Source organism: Nonomuraea sp. NPDC026600, from assembly GCF_040638335.1.
Classification (GTDB): Bacteria; Actinomycetota; Actinomycetes; order Streptosporangiales; family Streptosporangiaceae; genus Nonomuraea.
Genome location: NZ_JBEZYD010000058.1, coordinates 51,813 through 64,894, shown reverse-complemented (window position 1 = coordinate 64,894; position 13,082 = coordinate 51,813). Strand labels below are relative to the sequence as shown.

The 13,082-nt window shown below is 67.4% G+C and carries 15 protein-coding genes and 1 tRNA gene; 8 read left to right on the top strand and 8 right to left on the bottom strand.

Annotated elements, in window-relative coordinates:
• From AB0F17_RS61535 to AB0F17_RS61520, 4 genes are all read left to right on the top strand, one after another.
• The coding region (locus AB0F17_RS61535) for a tetratricopeptide repeat protein (RefSeq protein WP_358045293.1) at positions 1 to 1,177 on the top strand (1,177 nt) is incomplete at its 5' end.
• A gap of 177 nt (positions 1,178 to 1,354) precedes the next feature.
• Positions 1,355 to 1,816, top strand: a complete 462-nt coding sequence (locus tag AB0F17_RS61530; protein WP_358045290.1) for a hypothetical protein — start codon at positions 1,355 to 1,357, stop codon at positions 1,814 to 1,816.
• A gap of 122 nt (positions 1,817 to 1,938) precedes the next feature.
• The gene (locus AB0F17_RS61525; protein WP_358045287.1) at positions 1,939 to 2,739 is read left to right on the top strand and encodes a hypothetical protein; all 801 of its coding nucleotides are present in this window, start codon (positions 1,939 to 1,941) and stop codon (positions 2,737 to 2,739) included.
• A gap of 93 nt (positions 2,740 to 2,832) precedes the next feature.
• Positions 2,833 to 3,366: a GtrA family protein gene (locus AB0F17_RS61520; protein WP_358045301.1), complete on the top strand. Its 534-nt coding sequence runs from the start codon at positions 2,833 to 2,835 to the stop codon at positions 3,364 to 3,366.
• 159 nt (positions 3,367 to 3,525) lie between these two features.
• Here AB0F17_RS61520 and AB0F17_RS61515 read toward each other — a convergent pair whose 3' ends face one another.
• Positions 3,526 to 3,888: a DUF1304 domain-containing protein gene (locus AB0F17_RS61515; RefSeq protein WP_358045284.1), complete on the bottom strand. Its 363-nt coding sequence runs from the start codon at positions 3,886 to 3,888 to the stop codon at positions 3,526 to 3,528.
• Positions 3,889 to 4,178: 290 nt separating this feature from the next.
• On the opposite strand from AB0F17_RS61515, the gene AB0F17_RS61510 reads away from it, so the two are divergent.
• Entirely contained in the window at positions 4,179 to 5,033 is an 855-nt protein-coding gene (locus tag AB0F17_RS61510; RefSeq protein ID WP_358045281.1) for an alpha/beta fold hydrolase, read from the top strand.
• Here the strand turns inward: AB0F17_RS61510 and AB0F17_RS61505 are convergent.
• On the bottom strand, positions 5,030 to 6,325 hold the full coding sequence (locus AB0F17_RS61505) for a helix-turn-helix domain-containing protein (RefSeq protein WP_358045278.1): 1,296 nt from the start codon (positions 6,323 to 6,325) through the stop codon (positions 5,030 to 5,032). The genes AB0F17_RS61510 and AB0F17_RS61505 overlap by 4 nt on opposite strands.
• Positions 6,326 to 6,849: 524 nt before the next feature.
• Here AB0F17_RS61505 and AB0F17_RS61500 point away from each other — a divergent pair.
• Positions 6,850 to 7,296 carry an ATP-binding protein gene (locus tag AB0F17_RS61500; RefSeq protein ID WP_358045275.1) on the top strand — a complete coding sequence of 149 codons (447 nt, stop codon included), beginning with the start codon at positions 6,850 to 6,852 and terminating at the stop codon, positions 7,294 to 7,296.
• A 545-nt stretch (positions 7,297 to 7,841) separates the two neighbouring features.
• On the opposite strand, the gene AB0F17_RS61495 is transcribed toward AB0F17_RS61500, so the two are convergent.
• Positions 7,842 to 7,914, bottom strand: a tRNA-Ala gene (locus AB0F17_RS61495).
• A 76-nt stretch (positions 7,915 to 7,990) separates the two neighbouring features.
• On the opposite strand from AB0F17_RS61495, the gene sigJ reads away from it, so the two are divergent.
• Entirely contained in the window at positions 7,991 to 8,884 is an 894-nt protein-coding gene (gene sigJ / locus AB0F17_RS61490) for an RNA polymerase sigma factor SigJ (RefSeq protein WP_358045272.1), read from the top strand.
• A gap of 17 nt (positions 8,885 to 8,901) precedes the next feature.
• On the opposite strand, the gene AB0F17_RS61485 is transcribed toward sigJ, so the two are convergent.
• The 3 genes from AB0F17_RS61485 to AB0F17_RS61475 are packed head-to-tail and all read right to left on the bottom strand — an operon-like array spanning position 8,902 to position 10,124.
• Positions 8,902 to 9,432, bottom strand: a complete 531-nt coding sequence (locus AB0F17_RS61485) for a Clp protease N-terminal domain-containing protein (RefSeq protein ID WP_358045269.1) — start codon at positions 9,430 to 9,432, stop codon at positions 8,902 to 8,904.
• A 4-nt stretch (positions 9,433 to 9,436) separates the two neighbouring features.
• Positions 9,437 to 9,652 (bottom strand): helix-turn-helix domain-containing protein, encoded by a 216-nt coding sequence (locus tag AB0F17_RS61480; protein ID WP_358045266.1) that lies wholly within the window; start codon positions 9,650 to 9,652, stop codon positions 9,437 to 9,439.
• A gap of 52 nt (positions 9,653 to 9,704) precedes the next feature.
• Entirely contained in the window at positions 9,705 to 10,124 is a 420-nt protein-coding gene (locus AB0F17_RS61475) for a MarR family transcriptional regulator (protein ID WP_358045263.1), read from the bottom strand.
• Between the two features lie 49 nt (positions 10,125 to 10,173).
• Here AB0F17_RS61475 and AB0F17_RS61470 point away from each other — a divergent pair, with 49 nt between their 5' ends.
• On the top strand, positions 10,174 to 10,920 hold the full coding sequence (locus AB0F17_RS61470) for a dienelactone hydrolase family protein (protein ID WP_358045260.1): 747 nt from the start codon (positions 10,174 to 10,176) through the stop codon (positions 10,918 to 10,920).
• Here the strand turns inward: AB0F17_RS61470 and AB0F17_RS61465 are convergent.
• Positions 10,907 to 11,731 (bottom strand): metal-dependent hydrolase, encoded by an 825-nt coding sequence (locus AB0F17_RS61465; protein ID WP_358045258.1) that lies wholly within the window; start codon positions 11,729 to 11,731, stop codon positions 10,907 to 10,909. The two genes, AB0F17_RS61470 and AB0F17_RS61465, sit on opposite strands and share 14 nt — an antisense overlap.
• Entirely contained in the window at positions 11,728 to 12,981 is a 1,254-nt protein-coding gene (locus AB0F17_RS61460) for an MFS transporter (protein WP_358045255.1), read from the bottom strand. Before AB0F17_RS61460 ends, AB0F17_RS61465 begins: the two co-directional genes overlap by 4 nt.
• Positions 12,982 to 13,082: the final 101 nt, after the last annotated feature.

Genomic DNA, 13,082 nt, shown 5'->3' with positions numbered 1-13,082 from the left:
AGTGCCCGCGGCGGCGAGCCTGGCCGGCGTCCCGGTGTCTCGGGCCCGTTCGCTGCTGGCCGAGCTGGCCCGCGCCCATCTCATCACCGAGCACGTACCCGGCAGGTACGCCTTCCACGACCTGATGCGCGCCTACGCCGGCGAACTCGTCCACGTCCACGAACCTGCCGCCGAGCGGCAGACCGCGCTCCACCGCCTCTTCGGCCACTACCTCCATGTCGCGGACGTCGCCAATCGGCTGCTCAACCCGCACCGGGAACGCATCCCTCTGGCGCCGTTCCGGCCTGGCACCGTTCAGGTGGATTTCCGGGATCACCACGAGGCGCTGGCATGGTTCACCGCCGAGCACGCGCTCCTGCTCGCGGCCGTGGAGCGGGCGGCCGAAACCGGGTTCGGCACCTACGCCTGGCAGTTGGCCTGGACCCTCACCGACTTCCTGGACCGGCGGGGACACTGGCGCGATTACGCCACCACCCAGGCCACTGCCCTGAAAGCCGCCGGCGACGAAGGCGATCTGCCGGGCCAAGCCCACGCCAGCCGTGGCCTCGGCCGGGCCTGCACCCGGCTGGAGCGCTACGACGAGGCTCACACGTACTTCCTGCAAGCTCTTGATCTATACGCCCGGCTCGGCGACCGCACCGGTCAGGCTCACGCCCACGGCCACCTGTCGAGCATGTTCGAACTGCGGAACCGACCCCAGGACGCCATCCATCACGTCCAGCAGGCTCTCGATCTCTACAAGGCCACCGGCAACCGGTCTGGACAGGCCCGTGCTCTCAACTCGTTCGGCTGGTTTCACGCCCTGCTCGGCGAGTACGAAAAGACCCTCCTCCACTGTCGGCAGGCCCTCACCCTGTACGACGAAACGGAAGACCGCCACGGGCTGGCCGCCACCTGGGACAGCCTGGGCTACGCCCACCACCACCTCGGCCAGTACGAGCAGGCCGTCACCTGTTACGAGCGGTCGCTGGCATTGACCGTCGAGGTCGGCGACCGCTTCCTGTATGCCACGGCCAGCCTCCACCTCGGCGACACTCACCAGGCCGTCGGCGAGATCGGCGCGGCTCGGCGCACGTGGCGGCAGGCCCTGACCGTGCTCGACGAACTGGACCACCCCGACTCCGCGCTGGCCCGCGCCCGGCTGTCTTCGGTTTCGGTCCCGTCGCCCGGCGATTGACCTCTCGTTCGCCATCCGCGGATCCGCAGCTCGCGGGGAAGGCCGGAGAGGCGAGGACTGGGCGAGGACGGAACGAGGATCGCGGCTTCTAACGTGGGTGCCCGTCTCCGGACAGCGATCCCGCTGTGCGAAGACCTACGAGACGTATGAGCCACGACATCAGGGAGAAAGCTTCAGATGAGACTACGCAGAACAATGGTCACGATCGCCGTCACGGCCGGTGTGGCCATGTCGGGCGTGGCCACACCGGCCGGTCCCGCGTCCGCGGCGACCGCCGGCTGCTCCGGAACGCGGCTCGCCAAGGTGCCCGTCAAGGGAGGCCAGACCCAGGCGGTGGTCGGCTACCTGGAGGTCTATGCGAGCGGCAGGATGATGTGCGCCCGGACGGTGGCCTCCAACTCCTATGGCACCCAGTGGATCTCCGTTCGTCTGAAGGACGGCCTGAGCAACTCGAGGGACAACAGCGCCGTCGGCAGTCCCAGCCCGAGCGCCGCAGAATGGCGAGCGGGCTGGGACGCCGTCGACGCCGGCAAGTACTCCACCTACGCCGGGCCGGTGCGGGACTACGACAACGGCAAGGTCGAAGTCCACGCCACGATCAAGAAGTACGGCATCTGGTACGCCGCACAGTGGAGCTGACCTCTGGAATCCGCACCGGAGCCGGGCCTTTTGCCTTGCGGAGATGATGACGGCTTACTTTGAACGGGTTGTCATATGTGGCGTGCTCTCCTCGTGATCCGCTTCCGGCATGATCACGGCTCATGAAGAAGATGATCACGGCCATGGTGGCCTGCGGCGCTCTGCTGGTGCCCGCCACCCCCGCGCAGGCCGCCGCCCCCAAGAATCCCGTCCAAGCCCTGAAGAGCAAGCTGATCTCTGGGCACGGTGTGCGGTTCACCGAGACCACCACTCTCTCGGGCGACGACAAGGTCAAACTGCAGGACCGCAAAGGTACGTTCCAGTTCAACGCCAAGGGCATCGCGGCCGCCGACATCAAGACCAACGCGCTCAAATCCGAGCCTGAGCGGAGTATCACCGTCGGCAAGGCCAGCTATACCTCGGGCGGGCTGTTCAACGACCGCCTCCCGGAGGGCAAGACCTGGCTCAAGAGCGGCGGCATGTACGGCGGTGCCGGCGGCTTCTACGGGCAGGTCATCAACCCCGTGGAGCCGAAGACCTTAGCCACGCTGATCAAGAAGGGCAGGCTGACCAGGAGCACCATCACAGGAAAGATCACCTTCGATGAGCTCGAGAAGGTGTCGCCCTGGTTCGGCGGGTCGATCCCGCTGCGCATGCACAACGAGAAGGTCACCTACACCCTCACACTCACCTCCGCCGGGCTCGTGAGCAGGGTGAAGACCTCGTACGCGGCGACGGGGGTGTTCGACAAGAGCGAATTCGACGGCAAGACCATCAATCGACAGCCGCTTCACCGGGTGGGGTACCAAGGTGTCGATCAAGGCGCCGGACCCCGAAACGGTGACCAGCAAGATGAACGGCTGAGGGTTCCGTTCGCCCTCTCCAGCTGGGCGGGCCTCGGCGGTCATACCGCGCGCGCCTGACCTGCCCGTCGCCGCCGGTACTTCTCAGCCGACGTTAATGGTCACATCAGGCCCGCCCAAGAGCGGCCGGACATCGTCATAGTCGTGAGCACGATGACGGAGACGGCCCTTCGGGACGAGACGGCGGGAAGCCAACCGGCCGAAGGGCCGGTTGGCGGGTATGACGAGCAGCGAGTACGGGTTTCCGATCGGGCCTGCTCCTTCGCCGCCTGGGTCCGGCAGGCCCTGATGCCCGCCGGGATGGCCCGCCAGTTGCCGGCGTACATGATCATCGGGTTCGTCAGCACGCTCGCCTATCTGCTGCTGTTCGCGATCCTGAGCATGATCGTGTCCTCCGTCACCGCCAACGCGGCTGCCATGGTCCTCACCACGATCGCCAGCACGGCGGCCAACCGCAGGTTCACCTTCGAGATGACCAGCCGGGCGGGCGCGGTACGCACCCACCTGGAGAGCCTGCTCGTCCTCTGCATCGCCCTCGCGATCACCACCGTGAGCCTGGATCTGCTGCCCTCGGCCACGTCGTCCCTCACCGAGCTCGCCACCGTCATCGTGTCCAACGGCCTGGCCGGCATCGTGCGGTTCGTACTGTTGCGGACCTGGGTGTTCAACCCTCGGAGGGCATCGTGACCGTCTTGAGTCGCGAGCGAGCAACGCGGTACTGCGTCCTGAGCTGGTGAGCGGACCCGACTGCCCGGACGTCGTACGCACCCACCTCGGCGCACTGGCCGCGCAGGGTCACCGCGCGACGTGCTGGGCGACACCTGGCCACGGGTAGCCGCACCGGCTTCAGCGGGCCAGGAGTACCAGCGTCAGCGCGGCCAGGGCCGGGACGGTCTGGACAAAGAGGATCTTGCGCGACGCCGTCGCGGCACCGTACAGCCCGGCGACGATGACGCAGGCAAGGAAGAAAACCCTCACCTGGAAACCGACCGGATCAGAAGCGAAGGCGCCCCACAGAAGCCCGGCCGCGAGAAACCCGTTGTACAGACCCTGGTTGCCGGCGAGCACCCTGGTCGAGGCCGCGAACTCCTCTGTCGTACCAAAGGCGGCCCGCGCCCGGGAACCGGTCCACAGGAACATCTCCAGGACCAGGATGTAGACGTGCAGGAGGGCGATCAGAACTACCGCGACTATGGCGATGACGGACACCCCGCACACATTACGTCACGACTGCCGCTGCTGCTCATATCGTGGCCAGCCGATCCATCGCTCAACCTTCGGTGGCGCGAGCTCAGGGTTCGGTGGCGCGAGACAGTCAGTTTGGACAGCGCTAGGAGGTGGATCGAGCCAGAAATGTCGGGGCTACTCACTGGGGTCGACCCGGGAACGCTGGTCCAGGGGTTGCTGCAACGTCGCCAGGATCCTGACGGTACCTCACGGAGACGATCGCGCTTCGCTGTCGCCGCGAGTCGTTCACTCGTTCCCTCGTTGATGGGACCATGGCGTTTTCCATCACCTCCAGGAGCGCCATGCCTGTCCAAAGCGCGTCCGTCACCGTGCGCACCCTCGACGGCCTCCACCTCGCCGGAACACTGGCAACGCCCGGCGAATCGACCGAATCCGCGGTTGTCCTCGTCCATGGCGGCGGCGTCACCCGCGAGGAGAGTGGCTTCTTCACCCGCCTGGCGGCCGGGCTCGCTGAAACCGGGCTGGCCTCGCTCCGCTTCGACCTGCGCGGCCACGGTGAGAGTGAAGGCCGCCAGGAGGAACTGACCCTGGCCACGATCCTCAATGACATTCGGGTAGCGCTGCGCCATGTACACGATGCGACAGGGGCGAACCGGATCAGCCTGCTCGGCGCCAGTTTCGGCGGCGGGATCTGCGGCTACTACGCCGCCCACCGGCCCGAGGAAGTCCAGCGGCTGGTACTACTCAACCCACAATTCGACTACAAGAAACGCACCATCGACAGCAGGCCGTACTGGCACGACGACTACCTGAACGAGGAAACCGCCCAGCAGCTCACCGAGCAGGGATTTATTGCTTTCACTCCCAGCCTGAAGCACGGCCGTCCGCTGCTCAACGAGGTCTTCTGGCTGCAACCGCACACGATCCTGGGAGAGATCAAGGCGCCGACGCTCATCATCCACGGCACCGGGGACACGCTGGTGCCCATCGAGTCCTCACGCGCGGCGGTGCCCCAGTTCACCGCCCCCTGCACCCTGGTGGAGATCGAAGGATCACAGCACGGTTTCGCCGTCCACGACGACCCGCAGTACCTCAACCCCCAAAGCCAGCTCTGGCAGGCGTCGGTGATTCAGACGGTGGCGCAGTGGGTGCGGGCTGGGGATTAGGCAGTGCGACCCTCGTGTAGCGCCTCCCGCAGCTCCCGAACGTGCGGCCGCGCACCCCAGCGGCTCAAGGTCTGCATCATGTCCGTCAGCACGACGGTCGTCCGCCCCGAGCGCGTGGCCTGAGCGACCCGCGCCGCCTTCAGACCCAAGATGGCCGCCTCGTCCGGCTCCCCGATCAGGGCCAGCGCGGCTGACCGCCTGGCCTGGAAATAACCGGCATCGCGTGCGGAAAGACTGTCGCCGGCGATGATGTCGCCGAGCATCTCGGCCGCCTGGCCGGGCTTGCCCGCCTCGGTGTAGCACGCGGTGCTGCGCAGCCGGAGAGTGCCGTCGGTGAAGGCGCCGCCGAGCATGTCGGCCTCGTCGCCCGTCGTGCGTGCGAGCAGTTGACGGGCGTCGTCCAATTTCTGCTCGACCATGCGCAGCGGTTCGCCGAGCATGGCCAGGCCCAAGGCCTCTTGCTGCGTAATCTCGGCGCGGACTTTGCACGGAAGCCGGTTAGTGCTCCGCTGCGCCGCCTCGGCCAGGGTGAGCACCCGCAGCGCGTCGCGTCGGTCATAGGCCAGCTGGGATTTCCGAAGCAGCACATAGCCTTGCATGGCGCTATCGTCGGCTTCCTGCGCCCACTCGATCGCCCGGTCGTACCAGTACGTGGCCGTACGCAGGTCGCGGAGGTCACGGTATAGCCAGCCCACGAACTCCGCGCCGTCCGCTCCCACCGCCAGCAACGCCCGCCGGACGTCAGGCTTCACCTCGCGGACAGCGTGCTGCATAGCGCCGAGCATCTTCAGCACCTGCGGCAGGACAGCGGCCGGACCAAGCCTGCCGTCGTCGGCCTTGCTCTCATCGAGCTGCTGGCGCAGGACCTCCACGACGGACCCGTCGACGTAGCGGCGGGCATCGGTCAGGACAGCTTCATCCGGTGGTAGCTCACCGACACTGACAGCTGTCCAGACAGGATGGACGATGTTCGAGCGGACGTGCCCTGTTGCTCCTGGGAAGAACCGCGGTGCGGTCATCTCCCTGTTCTCCGGCATCTGGAACCACAAGCGAGCAGGCGGCATGCCCAGCAGCCGTGCCCACGCGATCAGACGCGTGAGGTCCTGGACAGGCGCCCCAGATTCGACGCGGCTGAGCTGGGCCTGACTGAGACGCAACCACCCAGCCACGCATTCCTGGGAGAGCGGCCTCCCGTGCCAGGAATGGTGACGGTACGTCCGGATAACCCGCCCGATGTGCCGGGAGGCGAACGCTTGCTGCAAGGCGTTGTCGGCCCAGAAGTCCGGCGGCACGGCTGGCGGCTGCGCGCGGGTTGATCACGTCGACGCTGGCAGGGGCCGCAACGGATACTCAGGTTGTCGCTGGCCAGGCGCGTCCCGCAGGCCGCACAGGATCGAGGCCTCTGCCGTGTCGTCATGCTTGTCCCCTCGTGTTGCGCCTGGCCCGAGAACCTGCCCAATACACCCAGTCCAGCTGTAAATTATCCAATTCGAATTAAAGCGAAACGGAATAAGCTGGCAAATGGCTGCTTGGACAGGGGCTACAACCGAGTGTAAACGACCCCCAATACGCCTCGTAAGTGGTTATGCATGGGATGCATAACCACCTTATGCGGGAAGTGGTATAGCCCCCTCGGTCAGGTGCAGGGCAAGGTCACGTTGCGGGGATTTCCCGGTCTCCGACAAACCGGAGCGCAGAACGACCCACTCGCTTTCTGCGCGCCGGGCTGACCCTTATGAACCGCACGACTGGCGGACGTAGACAACAGCAGCAAAGGGAGCGTCGGCCAGTCGTGCACCAGAAGTTGCGAGGCGCTATGGCCAAGACCGCCCAAGATCAGTTCGTAAGCTGCATCCCACTTCCCGCGATGGCCTCGTCCGTAGCCACGGCCCGGATGCACACCAGGCTCTTGATGAGCAAATGGCACCTGTTGCCGGTAGTCGATGACGCCGAGCTGGTCGTCAGCGAGATAGTCACAAACGCGATCAAGGCCACCAACATCATTCCGCCGCAGACGCGCTACCCGGATTTGTACGACCGCATGGAGGTCGTCTGCCTGTGCTTCTACCAGCTCGCCGGTGAACTGGTGGTCGAGGTGTGGGATCCCAAACGGGAGCCACCACAGTGCCGCGACGTGACCCTTGACGACGAAGGCGGCCGCGGCCTCGTTCTGGTCGAAGCACTGTCTAAGCGATGGGGCACCAGATGGCCGCCAACTGGCGGGAAAGTCGTTTGGGCTTCGCTTCCGCTCGATACCGCATGAACGACTCCATGCGCCGTGCCGCAGAAGCGCCACTTCGCTACAGCTACACCTCGATGACCTCGAACGTCTGATGCGACGGGCGAGTATTACCATTCACGATAGACACTGAGAGCCATTATTCCTTACGACAAATAAGAACTTGACTGGTCGACCATCGCCGAGGAATCATACGCGCAAGGATACGCCAACCGAATGGGATTTTCTGGTTGTGGGCGAACAAGCCATCCAAGGCCACGTCATGGATAACTTCCGCACCCGCGGCGCGAGTAACCCTTACGACCGTGACCAGAACAGCGCCCCGGAGGGCAACCTGGTGGCTCCCATCAGGTTCCGAGCCGGCCAACTGAGTGACGGTGCCGACAAGGCCAAGCGGGCAGCGTGCGTGGGCGCAGCCCACGCTTCGAATAAGACGCCCGAGCGAAGCGAGGCCCTTTGGCCCGACGCTGGGGGTTCGGGGGTTATCCCCCGATGCAAACAAACGAGTCGGCCCGGGGGAGCATGCCCCCGAAGGGGGAACATGCGACCAAGACAACCCCGTCAACGAGTGGAGCTATGGGGATTCGAACCCCAGACCCCCTCCATGCCATGGAGGTGCGCTACCAGCTGCGCTATAGCCCCTTGATGCGCACCTAGTGTATCGGAATCCCGGGGCGCCCGTGTCACACACGATCCACCGTGATACGTCTTTAGTCCTATGTCGACTTTCGAGGACCACCGAAGCCTGCTGACCGGCGCCGCGTACCGGATCCTGGGCAGCATGGCCGATGCCGAGGACGTGGTGCAGGAGGCGTGGTTGCGCTGGTCCGGCGTGGACGAGACGACCGTCGCCAACCCCAGGGCGTACCTGTTCAGGACCACGTCGCGGCTGGCCATCGACCGGCTGCGGTGGGTGAAGTCGCGGCGGGAGTCGTACGTCGGCCCGTGGCTGCCCGAGCCGATCAGCACCGCGCCCGACGTCGCCGAACACGCGGAGCTGGCCGACTCCGTCGAGCTGGCGCTGCTTGTGGTGCTCGAAACGCTCTCGCCGTTGGAGCGGGCGGTGTTCGTGTTGCGGGAGGCGTTCGACCTGCCGTTCTCCGAGATCGCCGAGGCCATCGGCCGGACCGAGCCCGCCACCCGGCAGCTGGCCAGGCGGGCCCGCGATCACGTACAGGAGAAGCGGCCCCGTTTCGACGTGGACCTCGGCGAGCGACGGCGCATCACCGAACGCTTCATCCGCGCCTCCACCAGCGGCGATCTGGACGGGCTGATCGGCCTGCTGTCCAGTGAAGTGACGCTGATCAGTGATGGCGGCGGCAAGGCCCGCTCCCCGCTGCGCGCCCTGACCGGTGCCGAGAACGTGACGCGCTTCCTGGCGTCCATCACCACCCCCGAGGGCATCGCCAAGTTCATGGCCTCGATCGGTGTGGGGGACTTCTCCACCATGTCGTACGGCCTGGCGAACGTGAACGGCGCCCCCGCGATGGTCGTCTCGGTCGCGGGCCGGGTCATCACCGTCATCTCCCTGCTCATCAAGGACGGCAAGATCGACACCATCTACCTCCTCGCCAACCCGGAGAAGATCGCCCACCTCGAGGTCCCCTCCTGACCAGCGGGTTGGTCGGTTCAAGCCGTCCGAGCCACCGGTATCCCCGCCTCCTCCACCAGCGCCCGCAGATCCACCCCACCGGCCCGCAGGATCCGCCCCGCCCCGTTCGAGTAGTCCGCCAGCAGCCCCCAAAGCAGCCGCTCCCCCGTAACCGCCCCTGGCCGCCACATCGCCACCTCCACCGCCTTCCGCGCGTGCATGGCCAGCGGAACCGCCCCCAACGGCCCGTACAGCATCACCCGCAGCGGGTTGAGGCGCGACCGCGTCAGCCGCCACCGCGAAGGGTCGGAAGTCCCCGCCCTGGTACGCCGGTGCACCGCGTCCAGGTCGATCCCCAAGGTGGCGAGCAGCTCACGGCGGTCACCGAGGTCGACATGCCGCCGAACGTCCTCAGCCGTCACGGTGAAACCGTCCAGCGAGAACGGCCGGATCTCGGCCAGGGCGAGCAGCAGGAGGTCAGGGGTGAGCGCCGGGCGTCCCGCGTCGAGGGCCAGCGTGCCGGACCTGATCAGCGCGCGGCGGGCGGGGCCGGTGAATCTCTCGAGCATGCGGCTACCTTCCGATCCTGCGGGCGTGCTTGCGGTGGGCGGACTGCCGCCTGACCCCTAGGGCCTCGGCGATCTGCTCCCAGGACCACCCCTGGTCCCGGGCGTTGGACACGTGCGTGGCCTCGAGCTCCTCCAGCAGGGCTCGCAGCGCGGCGACGGCCGCCAAGCCCACGCCGGGATCCCGATCAGTGGCCGCCTCGGCCAGCTCGTTGACCTTCATAGTGTCAGCATGCGCTGACAAGCAGCCGCTTGTCAACACATGCTGACAGAGATCAGAGGCGTTCCGCCAGGACGACCAGGATGGGCAGAGCGGCGGCCAAACGAGACCGCTCCTCCTCGGTGAGCGAGTCGACGACCACAGCCAGCCGTTCGGTGATGAGCTGTTCGCGGCTGTCCAGCGCACCCCGCCCCGCATCCGTGATGACGGTGATGACCCGCCGCCCATCGACCGGATCAGGCCCGCGCGACACCATGCCACGGCGATGCAACCCACCCAGCACCGTGCCGATCGCCTGAGCGGTCACCTTCTCCAGGTGCGCGAGCTGGGCCGAGGTGTGCGGCCCTTCCCGCTCCAGCCGCGACAGGACCGCGAGCTCAGTGAAGGAAACGTCGTCGTCTGAGGCATTTGTGTACAGCTGGCGGATACGCCGGGCCAACCGCCCGACCGCGAGCCGCAGATCTTTCGCGAGCACGAAGACAAGTCTAGCTTTATCAATCTGGCTTTGGTAATTTCACCGCACCATGTGCTACGACAATGACGCGAAACCACCTGCCCACGCCGCCCCCATCACCGGCACGACGTCCTCCGGCACCAAGCTGACCTCGGCCGACGGCACCGCGTTCGCCGCCTTCGAGGCTCGTCCCGACGACGTCCGCGGGCCGGGCGTGGTCATCCTGCCCGACGTACGCGGGCTGCACGACTTCTACCAGCAGCTCGCCGTACGGCTGGCCGAACAGGGTCATCCAGCCATCGCGATCGACTACTACGGCAGGACCGCCACCGACGACGAGCGGGGCGAGGGCTTCCCCATCATGGAGCACGTCTCCAAACTCAGCAGGGAGACGATCCAGGACGACATCATGGCCGCGGCCGACCGGCTGGGCAGGCCGGTGGTGGCGCTCGGGTTCTGCATGGGCGGGCGCAACGCGTTCTTCGCCTCGGCGCCGCGCTTCGGGTTCGCGGGCGTGATCGGCTTCTACGGCGCGCCGGGCATCGCGGGCCCGTACGGTCCAGGACCGACGCAGCACGCGGCCGAGCTGGGCGCGCCGATCCTGGGCCTGTTCGGGGGCGCCGATCACGGGATAACGGGTGAGCAGGTGAGCGAGTTCGGCGAGGCGCTGACGGCGGCGGGGGTGGAGCACGAGCTGATCACCTACCCGGGCGCTCCGCACGGCTTCTTCGACGCCACCGCCGCCGAGCACGAGGAGGCCTGCGCGGACGCGTGGCAGCGGGTGCTGGCCTTCCTTCAGAACGTCAAAGAGAAGTAGTGGTGTGCATGGTCAGCGCGGCATCCTCCAGGGACAGCGCGACCGTAACGGCCCCCAGCTCCGCCGTACGCCGGACGTGGGTGCCACCACACGGGATCGACGTCTCGCCTTCCGGCAGGGCGCAGTGCCACGTACGGCGGGCCGTCAGCCCGGGCCCCGGCACGTCGAGCCAGACCGCCGCGTCGGCCGCGACCCACTCCTTGAGCCGGTCGTTCACCTCCGCGGTGACCTGCGAGAGCTCCAGCCCGTCGGCGGCGAACCCCTTCTTGCGTAGGGACTTGCCGAGCCGGTAGACATCCTCGCTGCCGAAGGGGGAGATCCGCGACGAGGTGATCGCGCTCTGGTCGAAGTCCGGGTGGCCGAGCCCGTCCGGCGCCACCGGCTTGCGCCAGTGCCCGGCCAGGGCGGCGTTGAGCGCGAGCGCGGCCAGATGGCAGGCGGTGTGCCCGGCCGACAGCGCCGCCCGGTGGCCGGGGTCCACCTCCAGCGCCACCTCGGTCCCCACGGGCAGCGGGGTGCCGGTCACGTGGACGACCAGCCAGGCCCAGCCCTCGGTGCCCCGGCGTACCGGGATGTCGGGGCCGAGGAAGATCTCGCCGGTGCCCGACTGGGCCCCCGTGACGCAGTCGGCCACCGGCAGCCCGCCGATCGTGCCCCGGTCGGCCGGCTGGTCCGGCCAGGTGTGATCAAGCGGGTGAAAGGGGGTTTCGGCGACGACGAGGCCGTGCCGGCCCCCCGCCGGCACGACCCCGACGATCTCCGAACGGCCACTGACATGACCGTCGGGGAAGGTGACGACTGTCGAATTCATCCGCCTATTCTGGCAGGCACGGGCTGGTCGTCCCGCAGCGCGTCCAGCGGCGCGGACTCGTCCTCGAGGTACCGGTTCCGTCCCGCGTACAGGCCGGTGAAGAGCTGCACGACCAGCACCGCGAAGATCAGCGCGTACGGCAGCGTCCACCCACCGGTCATCTGGTGTAGCACCCCCACGAGCAGCGGCCCCGCACCCGCGATCAGGTAGCCGGCGCTCTGCCCGAACGCCGACAACGCGGCGGTGGACTCCGGCGTACGGGTGCGCAGGGCGAGCATCATCAGCGCCAGCGGGAACGACCCCATACCGATCGCCACGAACGTCACCCAGACCAGCGCCGTCGAGATCGGCGCGAGCCACAGCCCGGCGAAGCCGACGGCGTAGCAGGCGACGAGCCCGACGACGACGGGCCGCTGATCGGCGAAGCGCGAGGCGATGACGGGCACCAGGATCGAGACCGGGATGCTCAACGCGGTGAACACGCCGAGCACCAGCCCGGCCTGGCTGGTGGTGTAGCCGCCTTCGGTGAGGATGGTGGCGAGCCAGCCGAACATGATGTACGCGATCATGGACTGGCTGCCGAAGTAGAGCGCGACCATCCAGGCCAGCTTGCTCCGGGCAAGCCGGCGAATGCCCGCGTCCCCCCGGCCGGTGTGCCGCTCCGGCTCACTGCGCAGGAGCACAAGCCACGGAATGGCGGCCACGGCGGCCAGGGCCGCCCACACGCCGAGCGCGATGTGCCAGTCACCTGACGCGCGCTCGATCGGCACGGTGGCCGCGGCGGCGAGCATGGTGCCGACGGCGAGTGCGACGGTGTAGACGGTGGTCATGATCCCGGTTCTGGCCGGGAAGTGGCGCTTGATCAGCGTCGGGATGAGGACGTTGCCGACGGCCCCGCCCGACAGCGCGACCGCGCTGCTCAGCAGGAACACCGGCGCGGAGCCGACCAGCGACCGCACCAGCATGCCGGTGCCGAGCGTGACGAGCGCGAGCAGCAGCAGCCGGTGCTCGCCCACGCGCCGGGCCAGCGTGGGCGTGACCGCGCCGACCGTGGCGAAGGCCAGTACCGGCAGCGTGGTGAGCAGGCCGGTGCCGACGCTCGACATGCCGAGCGCGCCGGCGAGCTGATCGAGTAGGGGGCCCACGCTGGTCACGGCGGTGCGCAGGTTGAGCGCCGCGAGGACGATTCCCAGCACGAGGAGCCAGACGAGGGATCTGCCTTTGGTCTCTGGGGCGGCGAGCACGCTCATGCGGGGACGGTCCTCCACTCATCAAGTCATGGGATGAATCGTCATCTTAACAGGGCCGAAACACCCATTTATTCCTGACTATGACAAAACCCCCCAAGATA

Coding starts and splice junctions, on each gene's coding strand:
- AB0F17_RS61530 (WP_358045290.1), top strand. CDS start 1,355: ATGAGACTACGCAGAACAATGGTCACGATCGCCGTCACGGCCGGTGTG.
- AB0F17_RS61525 (WP_358045287.1), top strand. CDS start 1,939: ATGAAGAAGATGATCACGGCCATGGTGGCCTGCGGCGCTCTGCTGGTG.
- AB0F17_RS61520 (WP_358045301.1), top strand. CDS start 2,833: ATGACGGAGACGGCCCTTCGGGACGAGACGGCGGGAAGCCAACCGGCC.
- AB0F17_RS61510 (WP_358045281.1), top strand. CDS start 4,179: ATGGCGTTTTCCATCACCTCCAGGAGCGCCATGCCTGTCCAAAGCGCG.
- AB0F17_RS61500 (WP_358045275.1), top strand. CDS start 6,850: ATGGCCAAGACCGCCCAAGATCAGTTCGTAAGCTGCATCCCACTTCCC.
- sigJ (WP_358045272.1), top strand. CDS start 7,991: ATGTCGACTTTCGAGGACCACCGAAGCCTGCTGACCGGCGCCGCGTAC.
- AB0F17_RS61485 (WP_358045269.1), bottom strand. CDS start 9,432: ATGCTCGAGAGATTCACCGGCCCCGCCCGCCGCGCGCTGATCAGGTCC.
- AB0F17_RS61480 (WP_358045266.1), bottom strand. CDS start 9,652: ATGAAGGTCAACGAGCTGGCCGAGGCGGCCACTGATCGGGATCCCGGC.
- AB0F17_RS61470 (WP_358045260.1), top strand. CDS start 10,174: ATGTGCTACGACAATGACGCGAAACCACCTGCCCACGCCGCCCCCATC.
- AB0F17_RS61465 (WP_358045258.1), bottom strand. CDS start 11,731: ATGAATTCGACAGTCGTCACCTTCCCCGACGGTCATGTCAGTGGCCGT.
- AB0F17_RS61460 (WP_358045255.1), bottom strand. CDS start 12,981: ATGAGCGTGCTCGCCGCCCCAGAGACCAAAGGCAGATCCCTCGTCTGG.